Genomic DNA, 24244 nt, shown 5'->3' with positions numbered 1-24244 from the left:
TATAGCAGATTTTTTTCTCTCACCTGCGAAAGTTCGCAATTTGGAAACTGCTTACAAGAAAGGAAAGAAAATGGGCCTCTTAATCATTCGTTTATTGAATCTTTTAAATAATGCACCCACTGATTCCACCAACTACTATATCGGTTTGACCATGATCAATCATTACGATCAGATCCAAACTCTAAGCATTGGTGAATTCGCTGCTCTTTGCCATGTGTCAAAGTCAACCGTTTCAAAATTCGCCCGTACCTTAGGCTTTGATGACTATGGTGATTTAAAAGACAACGCAGCTTTCATCGAGAACCGCTTCAACAATCCGCTAAATTATCGCTCGAATATTTTGTCTGCTTTGGAGCAAGAAGGCGTAGACTCCTATTTTGACGCAGTTGTACAAGACATCGATTATCTGCGGCATCATCTTGATCTGCCAGCCATCGAACGGGTCGCACAAGCAATTGTTTCGCATAAAAATGTCTTTGCTTTTGGAATTTTATTCTCAGAATCGGCTGCTATTGATTTCCAGATCAAACTAGCTTACAACGGCAAGTTCATTCGGACCTTCCAAGACGATCTCGTACAGGAAGAAATCATCAAGACCGCTGATGAAGAATCGCTGTTTATCATTTTTACCAACTCCGGTGACTACTTAACGAAACAGCAAATTCGAATTGGACAACCCCGGAAAGATTTCTTCGATCGGAGTAAAGCCAAAATCATCGTGATCACCGCTAATCCACAGATCTCGGAACTGCCCTTTGTCCAAGAAGCAATCATCTTCCCTCATCAAACCCATTTTCAAACCCATGCTTTTATGTATCAGTTCATCATGGATTTGATCGTATCGAAGTTCAAGCAGTTGACGGATCGAAAGCGCATGTAGTAATGACCCTCCATTATAGAAGAAGGGCATTTCTTCCATAATGGAGGGTTCTTTGTGAATGAGATGTCTCATTCATTCGTAAGCGTCACGCATTTATTCCTAGTTTCTTTGAAATTTTTTTAATCCTAGGCTGCTATTTATTAAATTTCTCCTCATTTATGTTTTTTGTTTCACAAACTTCACTTCGGTATGGTATAATCATTTTGTTTTTAAGAAAACTATGGGAATACAAAGGAGAAGGAAACATGAAAAAAACTAAAATCACTTTAATCGCTGCATCATTGCTTATGGGAGGCACTCTTTTAGCTGCATGTAGTTCAGATAACGATACAGCTGCAAGCTCATCATCATCAACAGCAGCTTCAACTGCTGCATCAACTGAATCATCAGATGACGTTGTTTCAACTGCTTCTATCAGTGACCAAACTTCAGTGATCGAAAAAGCATTGAGCGCAGATGGTAACTGGATCGTTGCTGTAACTGGCGACATGACATTTGATAACGATGTAACCGTTGATGGCGAATTCCACGACAAAGGTGACGACTCTGCTGATATCTACCGTAAATTTGCATTGTACTCACAAGATGAAGACCGCAACGTAACAGCTGAATACACAGTAACTGTTCCTAAATTGATCGTTAACTCAGAAAACTTCAACATCGTTCACGGTGTAATCAAAGGTGACGTTGAAGTGAATGCTAACGGCTTTGTATTGAACGGTGCAAAAGTTGAAGGTAACGTAACATTCACTTCAAAAGAATTCCAAGATTCAGCAACACTTGACGAAGATGGCGCTTCTGTAACAGGTGACGTAACGGTTAGCGAATAATCTTTCACTGGATTTCTGTGAAATAGATGAACAAAAAACGAGGTTGGCAAGTCGATCGTTGATCCCTTGCCAACTTTTTTTGTTTTTTTATAAACAATTGCATCCGCTCTCATTACTAACATTGTGTAAGTAAGAACAAAGCCCAAGAAAAAAACTGGCTTGCTTACGCAAACCAGTTTCTTCTTTAGGCGCTTATTCTTCAATAACTGCCCACTTGTAGTCATATTGCGCACCAGCACCGTGTGATACGACCCCTTTTACTTTTGGTGCACGTAAATGAGCTTCAACGTTTTGGTACACAGGGATAACCCCTTGTTGATCCATAATGATTTTCTCTGCATCCAACAAATCTTGCCAGCGGGCATCTGGATTGCCAGCATTTGTCGTGGCAGATGATTTCACTGCTGCATCGTACTCCTCACTTGTCCAACGACCTCGGTTGTATGAATTATCGGTTACAAATAGATCTGTAAAACTGCTGGCATCCGCATAGTCAGCACCCCAGCCACCCATAACGACATCAAAATCACCTGAGTTTGAACGATCAAGGCGAACGGAGAAAGGTACTGGACTTAGGCTAACTTTCACCCCATCAAGCGTATCTTGAATCGCACTTTGAATATATTCAATGGCTTTTTTGGTTGAGTCTGTGTCAGAGGCCAAAATTTCAAAACTTAAAGAATCGATTCCCAAAGCCTCTTTGGCTTTTTCCCAATGTTCTTTGGCTTTTTCTTGATCGTATTCAATGACACTTTCCGCTTCATCGACAAAATCAGTATTATCAGTTGGGTTAAAGGTCATTCCTTTTGGTATCAATCCTGTGGAAGCCAATGAACCATCACCTAAAATCGATGTCACTAATGCATCACGATCGATGGCATAAGAGATTGCTTTACGCAGATCCTCATTGCGAAATGGCGAATCTTCTTCTCGCTGATTCAACTCGATATAGGAAGTACGGGCTAATGGTTCTGACACAAACGCTTCATCATTGGCCATTTGCTGCGCCAATTCTCCTGTTAAGATGACGTCGTCCGCTTGCCCATCCTGGAATAGATTCAAGGAGGTCGATGATTCTTTTACGACACTGACATTGATCGTATCAAGTTTCACCGTATCTTTATCCCAATATTGGTCGTTCTTTTCATATGACCATTCTGTATCGGTTCCTGGACCATCAAAGCCAGCTAACACAAAGGGTCCATTGTAAACGGCATTGTCGCTTGTTGAAGCATATTGATCGCCGTTGTCTTCTACGACTGCTTGGCTTTGTGGGAAGAAGGATGGAAATGCCAATAAGTATTGGAAGTATGGCGTAGGTGTCGTCAGCGTGATTTCTAATTCATAGTCGCTGACTGCTTTGATCCCCAATTCTGAGGCATCTTTTTCACCTGCTGTTATCGCTTCGGCATTGGTTACGGGCGCAAATAAGTACGCATATTCAGAACCTGTTTCCGCACTTACGGTGCGTTGCCAGCCAAAGACATAATCCGCTGCTGTTACTGGTTCTCCATTTGACCATTTGGCATCTTCACGTAATTTCAATTTATAGGTCAGACCATCTTCACTGACTTCCGCTAATTCGGCGGCACCTGCTGGTTCGGGCTTACTATCAGCATCTAAGCGGTACAACCCTTCATACACATTATTTAAAGCACTGAAACTGATCGTATCGGTGGCTAAGGATAGATCGGCACTAGGCATTTCTTGTTGAACCACAACATTAAAAATTTGTTCGGCAGCTGCTGTCCCACTACCACTTGAACTTTCACCTGTACTTGATGTCCCTCCTGTTGAGCAACCTGCTAATACGATTCCACAAACAGCGATGACACCATATCCCCATTTTTTCTTCATCTTACCTACCCCTTATGAAAATCCAAAATTTTCAGAATTATTACAAAACTCTGAATGTAAATAAGATTTTAATAAATATTAATTATAAAAGCAAGCTATTTTTCTCATTTTATTATTATTTATTTTTTATGTTAACACTGCATGTTATTATTTATGACACAAAAACAAAAAACACAAAGCGAAAGAGATCGCGCTTTGCGTTTTTTTATCTTTGGATAGAAACGTGGATTACTCCATTTTATAGCTTTGACGCGTCACTTTCCCCTCTCGTACCGTAGCGATAATAGTTGGCACAGCCCCAATCGCCGTAAAGAGATAGACCAGACCTAAGTTCCCGTAATATTGACTCGCTTCCAAATATCCTTCACGAATCAAATCAGGTAAAATACGGAAGGCATAGAAGACATCAACGTCTGTGTAATAATTCGCTACACTGATCGACCAGTCGATACGATTCCCGACATAGACCATAATGATCATGACGATGATACTACTAATAATACCTTTTGTACTGAGTTTTCCACCTAATAATTCATACCCTTTGATGGCACAGATCGCCATTGCGATTCCAGACAATGCAGCTACATATCCCAGTTGTCCTAATAAAATAATTGCGCCGGCACCAATCAGTGAACCAAGAAACGCGCCCACTGTTCCAGCTAGCCAATTTTCTTTTTTCTGCCCTTTTTCCCGTTCTTGTGCAAGGACCGCTTCTTGTTGTTTCTTAAAGCAAGCTTCACACGCAATGACGGGAGTGCCGCTAATAGCATACAGCGAAACCGGCTCAGTGATTGTTCCGCAGAAGGTACAAGCATTTTGGTAACCTTTCGTCTTCAAGAAATTCGTCAATTGGTCCAACGCAGTACGGATCTTGTCCACAGTTTTCCCTGCAGTCATCGCTCCGCGTAATGTATAGGCAACTTGATATCCTTGGATCACACAGTCGGTGATCTCTTTTGACTCACTTAAAACTTCTTTGACTTCTTCTTGGTTGGGAAGTTCGCCATCTTTGCTAAGTGAAAAATGAGCCACTAGAGAATAACTATTGTTATTCTCTTGAACTAAAAAAAGTTTATAACTATGATACGTTCCATAAATCACCCCAGTGGAAGTATCAACGGAGAGCCCCAACGGCTCGGCAAATTTGGTCAATGTCTTCTCGATCTTCTTATTCATTTTTCTCCTTCTTTCCAACAAACACTTACCTTTTTAGGTATAGCTAAAAGTTTAAGGAGAGTAGAAATGAAAGTCAATCAATTTGTTCAAAAAACCTAGTTTTTTTATCTATTCTGTGACAAATCGCCGCAACGCATCAGCAACCCCATGGTCTGTATTGCTAGTCGTCACAAAATCAGCTTTTGCTTTGACCAATTCGGGCGCATTCTCCATCGCAACACCAATACCAGCTGAAGCAATCATTGGCAGGTCGTTAAAATTATCGCCGATCGCTAAGGTTTGCGCCAGCGGCACTTGAAAATAGGCCGCCAATTCATTTAGCGCCTTATCTTTTCCCACAGCTTGATGAGTGACTTCCAAATAATTCTCTTTGGATAAGTAAAAGGCGCTTTCTAAAAATCCAGCGTTCTGGCAGGCAGCATGAAGCGCTTGGATTTCTGCCGTTGTGCCGATCAAAAGAAACTTATGAACCTCAAAAGCTTCTTGTGCCAACAGTTGTTCTAATGAAGTTTCTACAGGAGTCTCTTTGGTGATCGCCGCTTCTGCTCGTGCCCATTGGTCCACTCTTTCGCAATACCACTGATCACCAGAGTAGACATTGATGGAAACACCAGGAAAATCAGCTTTGATGCGCGCAACCAAAGTTTTTGCTTCTGCTTTTTCGACCTCATGACTGAAAATCGGTACCAGTGTGCCCTTTTGATCGTACCCTCCAATCAGGGCACCGTTGTAACAAGCCAAGGGCCAGTCTTCTATCCCTAATTCTTGAGCTATCGGTAGCATTCCTTTCGGGGAGCGAGCGGAAGCCAAAATAAAAGGAATCGCTTGCTGCTTCAATCGTTTGATTTCTTCAATCAAATCCAGATCGATTTGATGCTTATGATCCAAGATCGTCCCATCAATATCACTTAAAATAAACCCTATCTGCTTTTTTTCCAAATAAACCATCCTTTCCCATTCCCCATCCTTTTTACGAAAGCGGATTGGGCCATCGCTTTCGACCAAAATAAGCGCCGTTTCCATAAAAAAAAACAGCTTCCTTGACCTTCTTTGCTTCCAGTTTACCATACTAGCCCATGAAAAAAGAGTGCATCGCTGCACTCTTAGGAAGTATAGATATAAAACTCGATTTCCTTCTTAATCGGTTTTTTGATCCAGCGTTTCACAGCAGCTGCCCGCTTCAAGCCCATATGCTCATAAAAACCGTAATTACAAGTGGTATCGGTATAAAGGAAAAACGGAGCCGTTTTTTCCTGCTGGACCATCGCTAAAAAGGAAGTAAAGAGCTGCTTGCCTACACCCAATCCTTGTGTTTTAGGACTAACGGCAAACAAACCAACTTCGGTCTGAAAAGGAGTTTGTAAGTCTTTCAACATCGCTTGATTTAACTCAGCCACCTCTTTGGCATAATGCAGCAGCGTATTTCTCCCTTCTTTCGTAAGCAGTAAGCAGCCAGCATGCCACATCGTTTTCCCCCAATAGCGCATTGGATGAAGCTTCTGCCCTCTTTTACTGTCTGCTAATAAGATGCCGACAGCTTCACCATTTAAAAGAGCCACCCGCGAATAGGTCGCACGGGCAAGTTCATAACACAAAAAGACATGAGCAAAGTGCTTGGCGGTCTTCTTGTCAAATTGCTTGTCGTAGTTCCAGCTATCAATAATTACTTGCACAAGCGCAGGCAGATCTTCTCGTTTAAATGGTCGATATGTTACTTGTTTATTCATTCTATCTTCCTCCCAGTAGTTGACTATCTTTAATATAAAGTTTACAGTAACTGTAAAGTCAAGGAGGAGCCCCATGAAAACCAAATTAAAAGTATCGGAAATGGCACGCTTAGCGCGGATCAATCCTCGGACACTCCACTATTATGACGAGATTGGGCTATTTCAACCAAACAGTAAAGACGAGAACGGGTATCGGTATTATTCCCTTGATCAACTTTTGGATCTCGGATTGATCCTGTCATTGAAAGAATTATCGATGCCCTTAAAAGAGATCCAAACAGCGCTGCAGGGGGATGCCGAGACCATGAGAAACTTATTGGAAGCCAAGCGGCAAACCATCGATGAAAAAATTCAGCAGTTGACCAACATCAAAAAAATCATCGAACGAAAAGCGGCGGATTTGCGCCTGGCTGCAGAAAAAACTTCCCCCTTCACCTTGAAGGAACAGCCAGAGGAATATTTCTCCCTCAGTCCTAGATTAAACGGCAGCTCCATCCCAGAGATGATCACCCAAGCCTACGATCTTTTGATGGCACAGCCTTATCTTTTCTCGAATAACGAGTACGGTTTTATGATTCGGACGAACAAAGACAATACGCAGGACATCGACTACGTTTATGTGCGGCAAGAAGAACCACAACGAGCTTCCTTTGTGAAACCGGCAGGTTGCTATTTAACCACCATTTATCAGGGGGATGACGAAGGATTGAAGCAGTTCTATCAAAAACTCAAGCAGCTGATTGCAGCGCACCAATGGCAAATCGATGACTACTTCTATGAACGATCGATTCACGAAACGACCCTTAGCAACGAGCAAGCTTATTTGACAGAGATCCAAGTTCGGATTTTATCTGAGGAATAAGGATTCCTTCAAACAGCGTTGGACACATAAATAAAAGACGCAACGACAACGAGCAGTTTCTATCGCCTCGTTGTCGTTGCGTTTGATTTAAATCAAATGGTTTTCTTTCAACAGATCGCCAATGTAGGTATGTTCGGTTTTCTTAACGAAGCCTTCCAATAGTTTCCGTTCGATAAATGGCAGCTCCATTTCCGTAATTTTTTTCTTATCGGTCAGATAATAGACAGCTTTGGCCAAAGTACGTAGATCATAAGCGGAAGCAAACACTTCTGGTACCCCACGTTCCACAGCTAATAGCTGATAAACAGCCTCCATTGCAGTCCGAACGGAATATTCTGTTGTAAAAACAGTGTCTCGTTCAGTCTCTGCGAAATTACCGATAAAAGCTAAGTTTTTGGAGCCATTTGGAATAACCAATGGCCGATCCCCTGGTTCACGCAGCATGAAGTAAGAAGTGATAAACGGCATGTAGACTGGAACTGCCACACTTGATTCTTTTGAAATGCGTTGGATTTCTGCTTCTGGCACGCCTAAATGGTAAAGCAGTTCTTGCACGATTTCTTGTCCAGAACATTGTTCAATTGGTTTTTTGATGTAGTTTCCTGGTGTATTTGACAACAAGCCATACACCCATGTGATCGTTTGTTGGTCTTTTTGTTCTTTAAAGTGCGGTTGGCGATGGGTCGCAAAGCTCATCATCCAATTGGAATCTTTGATGGTGATGATCCCGCCAGTGACGATTCTGCCTGTTCGTAACTTGCGATGGGTCAATTTTTCTAAATAAGGTTCCACATCAAAATTCTGCCAAGTCACGGTTGCCGAAACAAACCAGCTTTCTTCAGGTAAGTTTTCATAAAAGACTTCTGGATGACCAAACTCAGGCGATTGCGCCGCCAAGTTTTTCCATAAACGCCAACTGCCACCAGGTGCTTTTGAGATAGGCGCTGGAGTATAATGGTCCCCTTGCGTGGAACTTTCAGTGATCGATCCGTTGGTAACAAAGACCAAGTCATCTTCTGATAAAGGAATTTCTTCGATTGCCCCCGCTTTTTCTAGCACAAGTTTTTGAGCAACTTTTTCCTCGCCCACGATCCGAACATCAATATTGCTGACGGTGCATTCATATTGGAAGTCAACTCCTTGTTCTTCCAAATAAGCAAGTAGTGGTTTGACCAATGACTCATATTGGTTGTAACGGGTAAATTTTAACGCAGTAAAATCAGGCAAGCCATCGATATGGTGCACAAAACGCAACACATAGCGGCGCATTTCAATCGCCGAATGCCATTTTTCAAAGGCGAACATCGTACACCAGTATAGCCAAAAATTGGATTCAAAGAATTCATCGCCAAAAACATCTTCGATTTTTTTCCCGATCAATTGATCTTCTGAAGTCATAAATAATTGGGTTAATTCTTTTTGTGCTGTCGCAGACAAGGTAAATTCTCCATCATCTGCTGCTCGTTGGCCGCGATTGTGAATGATCCGACAGTTAGACGAATTTGGATCATCGTGGTCCAACCAGTAAAACTCATCTAACACCGAAGCATCTTCCACCTCCAAAGATGGAATCGAGCGAAATAGATCCCACAGACATTCAAAATGATTTTCCATTTCTCGACCGCCGCGGGTCACAAATCCATCATGGGGAATGAATTTTCCGTCCAATGAACCGCCTGATAAAGAAAGTTCTTCAAGGACGTGGATTTTCTCACCCGCCATATGGCCGTCACGGATCAAGAAGACTGCCGCAGCAAGTCCTGCTAATCCCCCACCAACAATATAGGCTTCTTTCTTTTCGACATCTTTCGGTTTTCTGCTTCTTGCAAAAGCTTCGTAATTTCCGTTCGTATATCTCATGTAGATCCCTCCTAATATTGGTACGTTTTTATGGTATCAGTAACTATTTTTTTTGACAAAAATTTGTACTAGTAAAAACAAGTGATTTTGACAAATCGGCCTTTTTGTCAAAAAAACAGGGCAAAGCCCCACCTTTTAAAAAGATCTGCGCCCAACCCAAAAAGCGCCCCTAAGAAAACTGATGGCAGCTTTCTTAGGGGCGTTTCTAACAAAGGACAAACCCTTTGCCTTTTCAATAAAATATTTATTTCACGCGTAGAGCGAAGCTAGCAGTCGAAAAGCCTGATTGTGCTTCGGTGACTGTATAACCCTTGCTTGGCGCATGGATATAGCTTGTATTACTGGTAGCGATCGCTACGTGGTAGGTATTCCCTTTTTGACCCCAGAACAGCAAGTCGCCAGCTTGTGCTTGCGAGACAGGAATGATCGTCCCTGCGCTTTCTTGTGGGACTGTCCAATCACCGATGTTTTTGCCCGTCACTTTTAAGAAGACGTAGCGTGTAAACCCAGAACAGTCGAAGACATCTGGTCCTTTGCCTCCCCATTGATAAGGAGTGCCGATATGTTTTCTAGCTTCTGCAACGATCGCTGCTCCGTTCACGCTCATTGGAACATTGGTATTGCCTGCGTTGTTATTGTTGCCAGGAGTCGTCGCACTGACTTCTTTGACATATGCTGCAGATACCCAGCCACCAGTTGATAACTTATACCAAGTGGTATTGCCATTGACTGACGCGCCTTGTTTTTGAGCCACTGCTTTGAAGGTCGCATTACTGCCCAAACTGCTGACCACACTTGCAGAAGTCGATGCATTTGAGCGCACATTCATCCCAGTGGTTGTTTGGAACGTCTTATTGATGGCTTGCTCACTCGCATTGCTTGAGCCGTTTGATGAACCAGTGTTGCTTGAACCTGTGTTTGAATTATTGTTATTACTTGTATTTCCAGAACTAGACGTGACGTCACGCACATATGCCGCTGTGATCCAGCCACCAGTCGATACTTTGTACCATACATTGGTGCCGCCAACGGATGTGCCATTTTTCTGGGCAACGACCTTCACCGTCGTGCTGCTGCTTAGGCTGCCAACGACACTGCCGCTTGTTGAGGCACTCGAACGAACATTCAATGCCGCTGTTGTTTTCACGTTCTTGCTGATAGCCGTCTCTGCAGAAACACTTGTGTTGCCGCCAGAAGAACTATTGCCTGTCGAGCTACTGGAAACATCTTTGACATAGGCTGCCGTGATCCAACCGCCTGTGGACAATTTGTACCAAGTGGTCGTGCCATTCACCGATGTTCCACTCTTTTGTGCAACGACTTGTACTGTCGCATTACTGCTCAAACCGCGTACGACACTAGAACTGGTCGTTGCATTTGAACGGACGTTCAATGCAGTAGTCGTTTTCACTGATTTCGAAATCGTTTTTTCCGATGAAGAAGACGACGAATTGGACGAGCCTGTATTGGCAGAAGAAGAGCCTGAGGTGCTTTTCACATAAGCCCCTGAGATCCATCCGCCTGTTGATAGCTTATACCATGTTGTATTGCCATTCACTGAGGTACCGTTCTTTTGAGCCACCGCAGTGATTGTTGTATTTGCTCCTACACCACTTACGATAGAGGCACTCGTTGAAGCATTTGAACGAACATTCAGTGAAGCTGTTGTTTTAAATTGTCGATTGATCGCCGTTTCAGCTGACGATCTGGCAAGAGTAGCAGTTGTGTTGGTTGATGACGAAGCGTTCGTCGTTTCGGTCGCATGAGCAAGAGACGTAAAGACACCTGAAGTCGATGCTAACGCTGCTGTGATACCCAATCCTTTTTGTACGAAAAGGGACCGTTTTTGTTTCACTAAACGCTTACGTTTGATTTTCCGAGATTCCAATAAAACACCCCCTGTACCCCATTTTAACAAAAATTAATATTTTTTGATATTGTTTTCGTTTTGTATTTTTTTAATTTACGTTTAATAAAACGTGTCATTTATTTTCCTGCGTTATTCTTTTTGATCACTTTCTCTTTGGTGTTGCTCAATGGCACTCTATTTACAAAGATTTCTATAAACTACAGAAAAACACTATTTCATTCAACGTTATTTTAATTCGCGAATAAAAACAGGATTTTTTTTGCAAACAAACCCACTTTTTGAAAAACAAGACTGTTATTTGAATAACATTTCTTTCCTGATCCCCTTTTTCAAAAATCGATACTAAAACCACCCATTTATCATTCCTTTTTTACACGAGGGATTCTGTGAAAAAATTGTTTCAAAAAGAACGCTGCTTTCACCTGTGTGATCGACGCTTAGATGAAATCCTGTTACATCGCTTCCAACCGGATGCGAATTTCTTGATAGAGAAGTCCCTCATCTCTGCCAAAAGAAATATTTTCACAATGTATTTTACAAGAAAGATTATAACACCAAGGAGAAAACCAAGAATTTGCATAAGTTTGTGAAATCATGCTATACTTAAAAAAAAGGAAGAGGTGACCGAGTATGAAAACAAAAACGAAAGAAAAAGTGTATGCTGAACGACAACATAACTATAAAACGAAAAAAGAAGAGATTTTCAAAAAAGCCCTAGATTCCGTACCGACCACAGACAAGAAAAAAGAAGAACAGAAAAAGAAAGCGTAGACTCCTGCGTTTTCTTTTTCTGGTGATTTATAAAAAAGACGAGACTTCACCGATTTTGGCGAATCTCGTCTTTTTCACAATTTTTTTTGTAAACACATGATGCTCCCTATAACTGCCATAAATCCTACTAGCTCCACCACTGTGAAGTGATCATGAAAAACAATGATCGATAAGAAAGCAGCCAGCAGTGGCTCAACTGCTGTTAAAACTGTTGCAAGTGTTGAGGATAAATAGCGTAAACTTGTTAAAAAAATCAAGTACGCTAGTGCTGTTCCAAATAAAATGACCACCAGCAAATAAAGAATTACTTGAACGTTCAGTTGACTATCGATCTGCCACATTGGATGAACCACATTCCCCAAGCCTCCACCAATCAACATCCCCCAGCCGACAATTGGTAAACTCCCATATTTTTGCAAGAGTTTACGCGGCTGTATAGAATAAAAAGCTAGTGATATCGCTGATGCTAACCCCCAGCCTAGTGCAGATTGGGAAGTCGCTAATTGCTCAATCTGTCCTTTTGATGTCACAGCCGTCACACCAAGTAAGGTTACCAATAACCAGAAACATGTCTTTAAAGAGGGGAGCTGCCTTTTGGCTATCGCGGCATAGAGTAAAACAAAGAAAGGTCCTGTATATTGAATAATCGTTGCAAACGAAGCATTGCTTTGCTCAATCGTTTTAAAGTAGGTAAATTGAACGAGAAACATGCCTAAGAAAGAAAACAAGAGCAGCTGAATGAAGTCCTTTTTCTCCCGAAATGGGGAAATCAATCGAGCGCGATCCTTTAACCCAATGCTTAGCAACAAACACCCTGAAAGAACCAATCGTGTTGAAACGAGCCAATTTGCTGAAATACTATATTTCGTAAATAAAATTTGTCCAGCGATGCCAGAAACTGCCCACAAAGCTGCTGCTGAACAAGCATAAACAATCCCAACTGTTTTTTTCATAAAAACACCTTTTGTCTTTCACTTTACTTTGTTAGTATTATACCGAATCAGATAGAGAACTTTTGTCAATATCCTGATTGTTTTTAACACTATTCTGTAAAAAGGTGGTGCGGTATGTACTTTGAACGCACAGAAGAAAACGAAGAAACGACCAAACATACAACTACAAATCGCTCCTTCGCAATTTATCAACGTTGCTTGCAACAAAAGCGTGGCGACCAATTGCCTCTGCATTGGCACGACGAGCTGCAAATTGTATGGGTCGAAGAAGGTAGCTTCGTGTATACGATAGACGACGAGCAAATTTTGCTAAGCAAGAATGAGGCGATCATTATTAATAGCCGTGTACTCCATGGTGCTGTTTTAGCTTCAGAAAACGTCCGATATTGCTGCTTTGATTTTTCTTCAGGCTTTATTGCTGACCCTGCTTTTAAAGAAGCGATTGAACAATTAGTCCACGATCGCACCCGCAGCTATCGGCGCTTAACCTTAACCGCCCAACATCAAGCATTTGTTCAAACCGTGCGTCTGCCTCTGCTTATTGAACAACGATTTACTCTCTATGAATTGTTTTTAGCTGCCCTTTCACAGCTAATGGCTGCAAGACCTGCTTCACCAAAGAAAGAAACTATCTACTTAATGCTGGCATTTGTCCATGAGCATTATCAAGAACCATTAACGGTTCCTGCGATCGCTAAAGCTGCTGCCATCAATACACGTACTTGTACCGCCCTTTTTCGGCAATACACGACATTGACCCCAATCAACTATCTGATTGATTATCGATTGTCTCAAGCCAAAAACCTATTGATCGAAACGGATGAGCCGATCTCAACCATCTGCTACCACGTTGGCTTCAATCACTTGAGCTACTTTAGCAAAAGATTTCAGCGTAAATTTGGTTTAACGCCGCTACAGTATCGCAAGACCTATCGCGAAGATGATAGAAATTAGCTGATCGGTACCAACAGAGCCTCTCATCTAGATAAATTTTGCTATATTCTATAAGCGTTTCAGTACTTTTTTCACTTTTACGCTCATTGGTCCATAAGAGTCTCTTTGAAATCCTTTTCTAAAAACCACACACCCAATATTTAGTAGGCGAAAACATGTTCCTACAACATATTGTGGATAAACCTGTTGAAACTGTGCATAACTAAAAAGCCTGCGATTTTTTCGCAGACTTTTTTATTTATTGACAAGTTATTATTATTCTAGAGATAAATAATAGCTTACATTATCTGGTAGCGGTTTAAAGCCATTCTTTTTGTAAAAATCCGCTGCTGGCATACTTTCTTCGGTATCTAACAAAATCGTTGGAATCTCTTTCTTGAGCAGATCCTCTTTGATCCTTTCTAAAAAAGTGGAACCCAGGCCTTTTCCTTGGTGCGTGCCAGTAATTAAAAAGGTATCGATCACATACTCTTTTCCTTGATACCAGGGCTTGATAAAGCCTAATGAAAGACCAATCAATTCATTCGATGTTCGGTCTGTTAGTCGATAACCATTAAAAGTATTCATTGCCATCATTGATGATACATAGTCGGTGATTTGCGGCACTGTCAATTGGTCATTCCATGGTTCTGCTGAAAATACGGCAATATAGTGGTCCACGACTTCTGCTAAATCTGCCGTGGTCAATTCACGCATGCTTACGTTCTTTTCCATCCTATCTCCTGCTTCCATTTCTATTTCGGTAAGGGCCTATACTCGAGGAATCCACTAGTTTTTGTGCGTGTATCAACTATCGATTCGTTTGGCATAGCCATTGCCATAACTCGTATAACGACGCTTTTGGTTGACGGCCATTTTTTTATGAATCTCAGCTTCAAGATCGATGGAAAGGATTTCTGCTAACCCAAGAAGATAAATCGCCACATCCGCCAATTCTTCTCCTACCTCTTGTTGCTTCCGATACGCGTCAAAGGCTTCCCCTACTTCACCATATAAAGCCAAAAACTCTTTTTCAATATTTGTGACATTGAATTGGTGATCGATTTTGTTTTGATAAATCGCTTTTTGCATTTCTGAAAGTTTCATAGTCGCTCCTTTTGGGATAGTATACCATTTAATTAAAATTCAAAATAGAAACTTAGTAAAAAATCACCTCAAAAAATAGTGACCCCCAAAACGTTAGAATTTTGTTCTAACTTTTGTAGGTCACTCTAGTATAGGATTCATCCTGTTTTGTTTATTCTGCACGCTCCAATTCAGCAGATTTGATTGCAACCCGTTGAGCGATTTTTAGAAATGGAAAATAGATTGCTACACAGACGACGATGATGATCACTTGAACCAAAACAACTTTGAAATCCCCTTTTGATGCCAACAATGCACTAAGAATTGGTGGTGTCGTCCAAGGAACCATCACAGAAAGCGGTTCAATGAATCCTACTGCGGTAGCAAAGTAGCCAATCAACGTTGCAACAATTGGACTTGCAACGAAGGGAATGATCATGGGTAAATTGAAGACGATCGGTAAACCAAAGATGATTGGCTCGTTGATATTAAAAATACCCGGAGCTAGGGATAGATTGACGACATCCCGAAAAGGTTGGTAATTGCGGACGAATAAGAGCACTGCAATGATCAAGCTGATCGTAAATCCAGTCCCGCCTAGTTGTGCGAAAACCGTCACGAATGCTGAATTTAAGATATTGGGTGGCGTAGCGCCTTCTTGCACGGCTTGCATGTTTTCATTCATATTGACTAACAGCAATGGATCTAACAAGGTGCCATTGATGACGGTTTGGTGAATGCCTAAAGTAAACAGAAAATTGCCCGTTGAATAGATGATCAAGAACCCAAAAATCGATGTGTTCAATAAACGCAGTGGTTCTTGGATCACTGTTGAAATGATTTGAATCAGGTCGGTATCAAAGGCTGCTAGCACGGTCGCAACTACGGCAAAGAAGGAAATCACCAAAATAGCAGGGATCAACGTGCTGAAGGATTTGCTGACGGCAGGAGGAACTTGATCCCCTAAATTGATTTTTAAGTGCTTGTTTTCTGACAGTCGAATAAATAATTCCGTGGCAACTAACCCACAAATGATTCCAGAAAACATCCCTTTGGTCCCGACATCGTCAAATAGCATCACACCACTGATGGTCACTTCTGCTTGAGCGCCTTCTGGCATCACGGCATGAGCCATCGCCAACATGACCACTAAGCAAGTCGTTGCCACAAAGGTTGCATTGATGGCGCTCGGATTGTTTTTGTTGCGGCAAAGAAAATAAGCGATCATCGGGGCGATCAGCAGACCGGCGATATTCAATGTTCCATTGGTGATGGAATTGCCAAACACTTGCATTCGCGCCAAGGCAGCCCCTTCTAAAAACCATGGAAAGAAGACATTATTAAACAACACAGCGATCCCTGCGACAATAAAGGCAGGCATTAAGGTCGCAAACGCATCACGAAGACTTTTGAGATGAACCTGATTGCCGAGACGGACCGAAAACTCTGTAAATTTATCTAAAAACGTGCGCTTTTCTGCTGCCATTTTTGTTCCTCCTATTCTGCATATGGGTTTGTATAGATCGTACTACCATTCGTTTTGATCACTTCTTTGAACCATTCATACGATTTTTTTGGCACACGTTTCATATCTCGCAACTCATGATTGCCACGATTGACATACACAAGTCCGTATCGTTTCTCCATATCACCTTGAGAGCTCAAAATGTCGATCAGTCCCCAGCCAAGATACCCAAGACAGACCACTCCATCTTCCACCATCGCTGCAAACATCGCTCGAATATGCTCTTGATGGTAGGCAATCCGGTAATCATCTTGAATCGGTTCGTTGCCATTCCAATGCTCTCTGACACCAATTCCGTTTTCAATCGGAAACACTGGCAACCGGTACCGCTGATAGACTTTATTTAAGACATCACGGAAGCCGAGCGGATCAATTTGCCAATTCCATTCCGTCGTTTCAATATACGGATTGTCTTGTTTTCCAAAAGTCATGTACCGATTTGGCGGCGTTCCTTCAGGGATTTTTTCAGCGTTCAAGGTAGAAGAAGCATAATAGCTAAAGGCAATGTAATCATTTTTCTGCGCTGCGATCGCTTCTAATTCCCCAGGTAAAATATTCATATTGAGTTGATGATTTTTCACGTATCGGTCTTGTGCTGCCGAATACTTGCCGTGCGCATAGCAATCTAATAAAGTAAAATTCGCAAATTCATCAAACTCTCTTGCTGCTTTGATGTCTTGTGGACGACAAGTCGCTGGATACACTTCAGAATACGCCAGCATGCCGCCAATCTTCGCATTTGTTGTTTCATGAAGATAGTTACAGATCTCTGCATGGCAAACCATGACATTGTGGAAAATTTGATACAATTCTTCTGTTGTTTCTTCCCCTTCTAAATAGCCGCTGATCTTAAAACCATGGTCTTGGTGGAAAAGATTTTGTTCGTTAAAGGTTAACCAATAATGGACTTTATCCGCAAAACGATCCACCATTTCTTTTCCAAAGCGAATGAATGCGTCCTTCACTTCTTTACTGATGAAACCGTTATAGGTTTTCGCTAGATGCAGGGGCATATCAAAATGGTACAAACAAATCATAGGTTCGATCCCTCGAGCTAACAGATCATCAATAAAACGATCGTAATAGGCGATCCCTTCTTCATTAAAGGCACCATCTCCATCGTGAACGACCCTTGACCAAGAAATTTGGAAACGATACATGTTCATCCCCAAATCTTGCATATAATCAAAATCTTCTGTATACGCATGATAGTTATCATTTGCTACATGCCAATCGCTAGCCTGTTCCGAAGCTTCCCGTATATCATAAACGGATAAGCTTTTACCGCCTTCATTCCAACCACCTTCTGTCTGCATACTGCTGACACTGTTTCCCCAGTAAAATTTTTTCATATTGATTCCTCCATTATTTGTATTCGCTTACAAAACCTATTATAATTAGGTGAAACTGGCATGTAAATTTTTCAAAAACATATGTAAAGCTTTTTCTATACATGTGAATTTCAGCGGATTCTTTAGTGATAGACCTTGTTTTTATCCCCTTCAAACAAAACTCAAGTCCATGAATTTCTTTACATAAGGAGTGATGACTATGACAAAATACAAAGAGATCGTTGATCAGTTGCGGACGGATATTTATGAAGGAGTTTTTCCTGCTTTATCAAAACTACCGGAACAAACGGCGTTAGCCAAACGATTTCAAACCTCGCGAATGACGATCCAAAAAGCGCTAAATCAATTGAAGCAAGAAGGCCTGATTTCTACCAAAAGAGGTCATGGCACCTATGTCAATTCAGCGACCTACCAAGGACAGATCAATGAGTATATCGGTTTAGTCAACCGATATGGCGGACGGCATAAAGTGCAAAGTAAAATCATTAGTTTCAATGTACGTTTTCCAGAAGCCAACGAAATGGATTACTTGTCTTTGCGAGAAAACGAACCGGTTTATGATATCGTACGACTGCGCTATGTTGATAACGAACCATTTGAATTGGAGTACACGATCATGCCCATCAAAACCATTCCCGATATTGATATGGCGATCCTTGAACACTCGATCTATCGATATATCACTGATTCCTTACATCTCAAAATAGGTCCCGCCATACGTAAAATCCGTGCCGACAAAGCGGATTCCTATGATATCAAATATTTAGAAGTCGATCCCAATGATCCGATCTTAGAATTAGAACAAGTTGCTCGTCTCTCCGACGGACGACCCTTCGAATTTTCGCAAACTCGTTATCCTTACCAAAATCGTGAGATTTACTATCTTTCTGAACCATAATGGCAAAAAAACAAGTCTGAAGAAAACTCAGACTTGTTTTTATTGTCCAGGGAAGGTGAATTCGTTAAGATTCTTCGGTTTTTTTCGCCGTTCGCTCAGGGCTGACCCAAACGCCGCTGCCGTAGCCAAGTATGGTCTTGACGGCTGGAATAAAGGTAGTGACGATCGTTATGGCATTAATCATCCAGTAAAACAGCATGTAAAAAGGGGCAAAGCGGAAATACTTCAGCTTGCTGCGGTTATCATCCGCCAAGAGGCTGGTAAATAGCTGCATGACCCCCGCAATCATCTCGAAACAAACGAAGAGAAAGGCCATCGTAAACATATGATAGATCCGTTCGTAATTCCCAGTTGCACCATAATAGATCAGATAGAAGACAAACAAGGCAGATGAAAGCCAGAAAAAGAATGACCAGATGATACTTAATGTTTGATCGACAAACATAGCGGTTCGACCAATGTTTTCAAAAGGATGCAAAAAGACCTTTTTAAAGTTGGTCAGCCATACTTCTGTACCGCCCTTCGCCCAGCGTTTCCGTTGTCGGTAGAGCATCTTGAGTGTTTCTGGCACCTCCATGAAAAACATCACTCGTGAAGCAAATAAAGACAGCCAACCTCGGAATTGGTGGTCCCAGGCAATACTGATGTCTTCTGTGGCTCGATTTTGTCGAAACAGACCCACGTCCATCAATGCCGCGCGGCGATACATCGTATTGGCACCGCTATAGGCATAGATGACGCCGAAAACGGCTTGCTGTGTCCGTTTGATAATTCCTACGATACTTGAAAACTCAACAGTTTGTGATTTTCCTACGATCGTTGTGCGGTTTTGAACGTCCATATTCGCCGTAATGGCAGAGATATTGATGGAGTCTTGGCGGATGAAATAATTGACATATTTCCATAACGCATCAGGTTCAGGAACCGTATCTGCGTCGTTGCTCAAGATCAATTCCCCTTTGGCAAACCCTACCCCAATATTAAAGGCATGGGCCTTTCCTTGGTTTTTTTCGATGCGCAACACTCTTAGATTTGGGTACTGTTCCATCAATCGGTCTAATATCACAGGGGTTTGATCCGTTGAGCCATCATCAGTCACCAACACCTCATAATTGCTGTAGTTCAGATTGTTCATTAAATAATGAATCGTGTCTTCAATAACGATTTCTTCATTGTGAGCTGGTACCATAATCGTGATCATCGGCTCGATCTCTTCGGGGATCGGTATCCACTCTAATTGACGATAACGGAACAAAAAACGATTGCAGATCACCCCGATGAACCAAGCAAAGCCGCCTAAAATCGGATACGTAAAGAGAATCATTAAAACGACTGTTAAAAATGTATCCAACCATGGGAACCCAGTATCAAAATTGACAACCATCAGCCCACCCCATTTCTACGGAAAAGTTCTTGGATCTCCGTTTCTCCGATGTTTTGCTCCGGTGCAACCGCATAGTATTTTGCCCCATGGCGTTCTTCTTTCGTCCCGAAGCGTTCTTCATAAAATGCTTCTAGCAACTCTTTGCGCTTTTCCAAGGCAGCTTCATCATGCATCGACTGCTTTTGCAGCAATCGTTTGAAGCGGCGGTTGTTCCTCAAGGTCAACAAAGTAAACGTCAGAACCAAGACCAAAAAAGAAATTCCTAAGAACAACGCCAAAAAATCAAAAGTCACTGCTTCTTCCAGATATGTCCGAAAGGCAATCCGATCCGCCAGATTCGGTAAAGTCAGCGGGATGGCCAGCCAGACAAAGGGAACCAAGACCATCAGCCAAGCAAGAATCGTCAAAATCGTTTGGCGGGTCTTCAAAGCAGAACGACCTTTTTGAAAATACGCATCGGTGACCAACCGTTCTTTGACTTCTTCCCGTGTCACTCGTTGTTTCATTTTACTCACTCCTTTAAAATAACTATTTATTTGCTGTGAAGAAAAAGAAGCAACAAAAGCAAGTCCTCTGGACCTGCTTCGTTCTTCTTCTGTTTGTCTCACTTGGATTTCTTGCCAACTTTCAACGCATTGAACAGCGTGTGAAATTGGCCTTTAAAGGACATCACTTGCTCAAACACATCTTCCCCATCATTCAGCATCTTGACAGTCACCCAGCCTAATGCTTCGGTGATACCACTAGCCACACTGGCATTGATTGCAGCTCCAGCAACGGTGCCGACTGCTGGGACAAATTTCAAGATATTGCCAACGGCACTGCGACCAAAACTCACAACGACTAGCTCTTTCGAAATACTTTTCGCTAACCCTTCACGCCATGTTCGCCCAAAAATACGATACAAACGGGCCATCATTGTCATCTGAACTGGCACAAGTAACACTGCATCTGAAAAGGGAATCGGTGAACAGCCGATGATCGCCGCCGTCAAAGAAGCCGCATGGATCGTGCGGTGGGCTTTTTTCCGCGTTTCATCATCTACGCCAACCAAAAACTCCTCAAACACCTGATCAAATTGATCCTTGCTTTTCGCTAACACTTTTTCCGCCTGGGCTTTTGATCCGTCATAGCCTTTCATCACCAGGGAAGCCGATTTTTTCGGCATTCGCTTCATGACATCCGCAAAAAAAGAAGTAAACTCCGCTTCTTCTTGCAGCTCTTCTCTCGTTTGACTTTGCTCGACTTGAACGGACTGTTCCGTTAATAATTCATTTTCGTTTTGCTTCTTTTTGCGTTTTATCCATGGTTTTTTCAAAGAAATGTCTCCTTCTTTCGACTCGTTGTTCATTTAAAAATCAAAGTGAGCCATGATTTTGTTCCTCTTTCTATTTTAGCTCAGGTTTTTCAAGATAGCGAAAATGTAGCTTGAGAGAGCTTACACTTGCTGAAAAATGCAAATTTGCATCTTTAGATTATTTATTTATATTATCGTTTTTTTATGCTATGATACACAAAAGGAGTGGATCGAATGAAAAAGAAATTGAATTGGAAAGTCCTTTTTTATCTAGGCTTATTGACTTACTTTCTTTTAAGCGGGATCTTCGCATTCTTTGGCGTCGAAATACCGTTTCTTTATAAACGTTGATCTTCACATTTTCTCAGAACCATATCATTCAACTCTTTGCTCTATGTTGAGAGAATCCATCATTCTATCGTCCATTCAATCTAATCAGAAAAGGTGATTTTCTTGTCCATTTTATTTGATCTATTGCAGCTGCTTGCCGTTATCTGTATCGCGTATTTATTGTTCACAAAAAAACATTTCCTCAAACAATTAACCGCTGTTCAGAAAATGGTCTTTGTCGTTTTATGTATTTCGGTGATACTGCCGGCTCTCTACGAATTTATTACTGGTTTTGCACAGGGATTTTGGGAACGGTTGTAATTGACGTTCCTTACAAAACTCGCTGCCTTTACAAGACAAATAGATAGCTTATATCTACCAATCCTTTCTCCTTTTATTCAAGCAATGAACCAATTCTTTGGTGCTTAGAATACTAAGAAGAAAGGTTTTTTGTCTTTTTCTGTGTTGAAGTATTTTTAGATCGCACAAAAAAAGAACCCCTCAAAAGAGGAGTTCTCAAGGCTTGCTTACATCATGCCGCCCATACCCATTGATGGGTCCATTGCAGGAGCTGCTGGCGCTGCTGGTTCTGGTTTGTCGGCAACGACTGCTTCAGTTGTTAACAATAATGCGGCAACAGAAGCTGCGTTTTGTAATGCAGAACGCGTCACTTTTGTTGGGTCAACGATCCCAGCTTCTAGCATGTTTACCCATTCGCCAGTTGCTGCATTGAAACCAACGCCTAAGTCAGCGTTTTTCAATTTGTCGATGATGACTGAACCTTCGTAGCCTGCATTTTCAGCAATTTGACGAACTGGTTCTTCTAAGGCACGTAAAACGATTTTGACACCTGTTGCTGCATCGCCATCTGTTTCGATTTCTGCAACTTTGTTGATGACATTCACTAAGGCAGTTCCCCCACCTGAGACCATGCCTTCTTCAACAGCGGCACGTGTTGCATTCAATGCATCTTCAATACGTAATTTCAATTCTTTCAATTCAGTTTCAGTTGGTGCCCCAACTTTGATCACAGCAACCCCACCAGCAAGTTTTGCTAAGCGTTCTTGTAGTTTTTCACGGTCAAAGTCAGAAGTTGTATCAGCGATTTGGTTTTTGATCAATTGAACGCGTGCGTCAATTGCTTCTTTTTCACCAGCACCTTCAACGATTGTTGTGTTGTCTTTATCCACAACCACTTTGCTTGCTTGACCTAAGTTATCGATGGTTGCATCTTTCAGCTCAAGACCTAAGTCTTCAGTGATCACTGTACCACCAGTTAAGATCGCAATGTCTTCTAGCATTGCTTTACGACGGTCACCAAATCCTGGTGCTTTCACTGCAACAACATTGAATGTTCCACGGATTTTGTTCAATACAAGTGTTGGTAATGCTTCGCCATCAACGTCATCAGCGATGATCAATAATGGTTTTGATTGTTGTAAGATTTGTTCTAACAATGGCAAGATATCTTGGATGTTAGAGATTTTTTTGTCAGTGATCAAGATGTATGGATTTTCTAACGCTGCTTCCATTTTATCGTTGTCAGTTACCATGTATTGTGATAAGTAACCACGATCAAATTGCATTCCTTCCACAACATCTAATTCTGTTTCGATCCCTTTTGATTCTTCAATAGTGATAACACCGTCATTGCCGACTTTTTCCATTGCATCAGCGATGTATTGACCAACTTTTTCACTACCAGAAGAAACAGCACCAACTTGTGCGATTGCTTCTTTTGAATCAACGATTGATGAAATGTTGTGTAGCTCTTCTACAGCCACTTTTGTTGCCATTTCGATCCCACGACGAATACCTAATGGGTTCGCACCAGCGGTGACATTTTTCAATCCTTCACGAACGATTGCTTGTGTCAATAACGTAGCAGTCGTTGTTCCGTCACCAGCGATATCGTTTGTTTTTGAAGCGACTTCAGAAACAAGTTTTGCGCCCATGTTTTCAAAATGATCTTCTAATTCGATTTCTTTAGCGATCGTTACACCGTCATTTGTGATCAATGGTGAACCGTAAGATTTTTCTAAAACCACGTTACGACCTTTAGGGCCTAAGGTTACTTTTACTGTATCTGCTAATTTATCTACCCCACGAAGCATTGCTGCGCGTGCGTCTTCTGCAAATTTGATTTCTTTTGCCATGATTTCATCACCTCAAGTATTTTTTATTTTTCTTATTCTACTACTGCAATGATATCTTTTGCAGCAACGATCAAATATTCTGTTCCTTCATATTTCACTTCTGTGCCAGCGTATTTTTCGAACATTACTTGTTCGCCAACGTTGACAGCAACAGGAGCTTTTTCACCGTTTTCGAGCGTGCGTCCTTCGCCGACTGCAATAACGGTACCCGTTTGTGGTTTTTCTTTTGCTGCTGATGCAAGCACGATTCCGCCTACAGTTTTTTCTTCTTCTTTTGCGACTTCGATAATCACACGATCACCTAATGGTCTTAACACGATAAATCCCTCCAATGAATGTTATAGAATTTAGCATTAGCACTCTCTTGTATCGAGTGCTAACTTACAGTTTCAATATTACTCATTTTCCCAAATTTTTGCAAGCCTTTTGCTAAATTTTTTTTGCATTTCTAATTGATTGATAAATATAGTAGGATTTTTTGTTTCTAGAAGCAACCT

The 24244-nt window shown here is 41.7% G+C and carries 23 protein-coding genes; 7 read left to right on the top strand and 16 right to left on the bottom strand.

Annotated features, from left to right (window positions below; translation table 11 throughout):
• Positions 1-70: 70 nt before the first annotated feature.
• Both IGJ44_RS04265 and IGJ44_RS04260 read left to right on the top strand, forming a co-directional pair.
• A complete protein-coding gene (locus IGJ44_RS04265; protein WP_167827143.1) occupies positions 71-880 on the top strand; it encodes a MurR/RpiR family transcriptional regulator in 810 nt (269 codons plus the stop codon).
• Between the two features lie 245 nt (positions 881-1125).
• Complete coding sequence (locus IGJ44_RS04260; protein WP_010747631.1) at positions 1126-1710, top strand: polymer-forming cytoskeletal protein; 585 nt, start codon at positions 1126-1128, stop codon at positions 1708-1710.
• Positions 1711-1902: 192 nt separating this feature from the next.
• On the opposite strand, the gene IGJ44_RS04255 is transcribed toward IGJ44_RS04260, so the two are convergent.
• The 4 genes from IGJ44_RS04255 to IGJ44_RS04240 form a co-directional block, all read right to left on the bottom strand.
• A complete protein-coding gene (locus tag IGJ44_RS04255; RefSeq protein ID WP_167827144.1) occupies positions 1903-3567 on the bottom strand; it encodes a peptide ABC transporter substrate-binding protein in 1665 nt (554 codons plus the stop codon).
• Between the two features lie 228 nt (positions 3568-3795).
• Positions 3796-4743 carry a hypothetical protein gene (locus IGJ44_RS04250; RefSeq protein WP_167827145.1) on the bottom strand — a complete coding sequence of 316 codons (948 nt, stop codon included), beginning with the start codon at positions 4741-4743 and terminating at the stop codon, positions 3796-3798.
• Positions 4744-4851: 108 nt separating this feature from the next.
• Positions 4852-5691: a Cof-type HAD-IIB family hydrolase gene (locus IGJ44_RS04245; RefSeq protein WP_167827236.1), complete on the bottom strand. Its 840-nt coding sequence runs from the start codon at positions 5689-5691 to the stop codon at positions 4852-4854.
• 155 nt (positions 5692-5846) lie between these two features.
• Complete coding sequence (locus IGJ44_RS04240; protein WP_167827146.1) at positions 5847-6470, bottom strand: GNAT family N-acetyltransferase; 624 nt, start codon at positions 6468-6470, stop codon at positions 5847-5849.
• Positions 6471-6543: 73 nt separating this feature from the next.
• Here IGJ44_RS04240 and IGJ44_RS04235 point away from each other — a divergent pair, with 73 nt between their 5' ends.
• On the top strand, positions 6544-7332 hold the full coding sequence (locus tag IGJ44_RS04235) for a MerR family transcriptional regulator (protein WP_074536534.1): 789 nt from the start codon (positions 6544-6546) through the stop codon (positions 7330-7332).
• A gap of 87 nt (positions 7333-7419) precedes the next feature.
• On the opposite strand, the gene IGJ44_RS04230 is transcribed toward IGJ44_RS04235, so the two are convergent.
• Together IGJ44_RS04230 and IGJ44_RS04225 are read right to left on the bottom strand one after the other, a co-directional pair.
• Positions 7420-9192 (bottom strand): oleate hydratase, encoded by a 1773-nt coding sequence (locus IGJ44_RS04230; RefSeq protein WP_074536535.1) that lies wholly within the window; start codon positions 9190-9192, stop codon positions 7420-7422.
• 244 nt (positions 9193-9436) lie between these two features.
• The gene (locus IGJ44_RS04225) at positions 9437-11080 is read right to left on the bottom strand and encodes an SH3 domain-containing protein (protein WP_430606174.1); all 1644 of its coding nucleotides are present in this window, start codon (positions 11078-11080) and stop codon (positions 9437-9439) included.
• Positions 11081-11692: 612 nt separating this feature from the next.
• Here IGJ44_RS04225 and IGJ44_RS04220 point away from each other — a divergent pair.
• On the top strand, positions 11693-11833 hold the full coding sequence (locus tag IGJ44_RS04220; RefSeq protein WP_005237363.1) for a hypothetical protein: 141 nt from the start codon (positions 11693-11695) through the stop codon (positions 11831-11833).
• Positions 11834-11907: 74 nt separating this feature from the next.
• Here IGJ44_RS04220 and IGJ44_RS04215 read toward each other — a convergent pair whose 3' ends face one another.
• On the bottom strand, positions 11908-12786 hold the full coding sequence (locus IGJ44_RS04215; RefSeq protein ID WP_074536537.1) for a DMT family transporter: 879 nt from the start codon (positions 12784-12786) through the stop codon (positions 11908-11910).
• 114 nt (positions 12787-12900) lie between these two features.
• On the opposite strand from IGJ44_RS04215, the gene IGJ44_RS04210 reads away from it, so the two are divergent.
• Positions 12901-13740 (top strand): AraC family transcriptional regulator, encoded by an 840-nt coding sequence (locus IGJ44_RS04210; protein ID WP_074536538.1) that lies wholly within the window; start codon positions 12901-12903, stop codon positions 13738-13740.
• 255 nt (positions 13741-13995) lie between these two features.
• On the opposite strand, the gene IGJ44_RS04205 is transcribed toward IGJ44_RS04210, so the two are convergent.
• From IGJ44_RS04205 to IGJ44_RS04190, 4 genes are all read right to left on the bottom strand, one after another.
• Positions 13996-14454, bottom strand: coding sequence for a GNAT family N-acetyltransferase (locus IGJ44_RS04205; RefSeq protein ID WP_074536539.1), 459 nt, complete (start codon positions 14452-14454; stop codon positions 13996-13998).
• Between the two features lie 72 nt (positions 14455-14526).
• A complete protein-coding gene (locus IGJ44_RS04200; protein WP_074536540.1) occupies positions 14527-14826 on the bottom strand; it encodes a MazG-like family protein in 300 nt (99 codons plus the stop codon).
• A 151-nt stretch (positions 14827-14977) separates the two neighbouring features.
• Positions 14978-16291: a PTS sugar transporter subunit IIC gene (locus IGJ44_RS04195; RefSeq protein ID WP_430606170.1), complete on the bottom strand. Its 1314-nt coding sequence runs from the start codon at positions 16289-16291 to the stop codon at positions 14978-14980.
• Positions 16292-16302: 11 nt separating this feature from the next.
• Positions 16303-17682 (bottom strand): glycoside hydrolase family 1 protein, encoded by a 1380-nt coding sequence (locus tag IGJ44_RS04190; RefSeq protein WP_074536541.1) that lies wholly within the window; start codon positions 17680-17682, stop codon positions 16303-16305.
• A gap of 199 nt (positions 17683-17881) precedes the next feature.
• On the opposite strand from IGJ44_RS04190, the gene IGJ44_RS04185 reads away from it, so the two are divergent.
• A complete protein-coding gene (locus IGJ44_RS04185; RefSeq protein WP_034858220.1) occupies positions 17882-18580 on the top strand; it encodes a GntR family transcriptional regulator in 699 nt (232 codons plus the stop codon).
• A gap of 64 nt (positions 18581-18644) precedes the next feature.
• Here IGJ44_RS04185 and IGJ44_RS04180 read toward each other — a convergent pair whose 3' ends face one another.
• From IGJ44_RS04180 to IGJ44_RS04170, 3 genes are all read right to left on the bottom strand, one after another.
• Positions 18645-19964, bottom strand: a complete 1320-nt coding sequence (locus IGJ44_RS04180; RefSeq protein ID WP_015509139.1) for a glycosyltransferase family 2 protein — start codon at positions 19962-19964, stop codon at positions 18645-18647.
• Positions 19964-20470, bottom strand: a complete 507-nt coding sequence (locus IGJ44_RS04175; protein ID WP_074536542.1) for a hypothetical protein — start codon at positions 20468-20470, stop codon at positions 19964-19966. Before IGJ44_RS04175 ends, IGJ44_RS04180 begins: the two co-directional genes overlap by 1 nt.
• Before the next feature lie 98 nt (positions 20471-20568).
• Positions 20569-21315 carry a YcjF family protein gene (locus IGJ44_RS04170; RefSeq protein WP_016610552.1) on the bottom strand — a complete coding sequence of 249 codons (747 nt, stop codon included), beginning with the start codon at positions 21313-21315 and terminating at the stop codon, positions 20569-20571.
• A gap of 399 nt (positions 21316-21714) precedes the next feature.
• Here IGJ44_RS04170 and IGJ44_RS04165 point away from each other — a divergent pair, with 399 nt between their 5' ends.
• Complete coding sequence (locus tag IGJ44_RS04165) at positions 21715-21912, top strand: hypothetical protein (RefSeq protein WP_074536543.1); 198 nt, start codon at positions 21715-21717, stop codon at positions 21910-21912.
• A 206-nt stretch (positions 21913-22118) separates the two neighbouring features.
• Here IGJ44_RS04165 and groL read toward each other — a convergent pair whose 3' ends face one another.
• Both groL and groES read right to left on the bottom strand, forming a co-directional pair.
• Positions 22119-23747, bottom strand: coding sequence for a chaperonin GroEL (groL, locus tag IGJ44_RS04160; protein ID WP_005237384.1), 1629 nt, complete (start codon positions 23745-23747; stop codon positions 22119-22121).
• A 32-nt stretch (positions 23748-23779) separates the two neighbouring features.
• A complete protein-coding gene (groES, locus tag IGJ44_RS04155; RefSeq protein WP_005225291.1) occupies positions 23780-24064 on the bottom strand; it encodes a co-chaperone GroES in 285 nt (94 codons plus the stop codon).
• Positions 24065-24244 lie beyond the last annotated feature (180 nt).

It is taken from the genome of Enterococcus sp. DIV1368d (assembly GCF_050542975.1).
Classification (GTDB): Bacteria; Bacillota; Bacilli; order Lactobacillales; family Enterococcaceae; genus Enterococcus_D; species Enterococcus_D casseliflavus.
The sequence above is the reverse complement of the archived record's forward strand: the minus strand, read 5'-3'. Positions and strand labels throughout refer to the sequence as shown.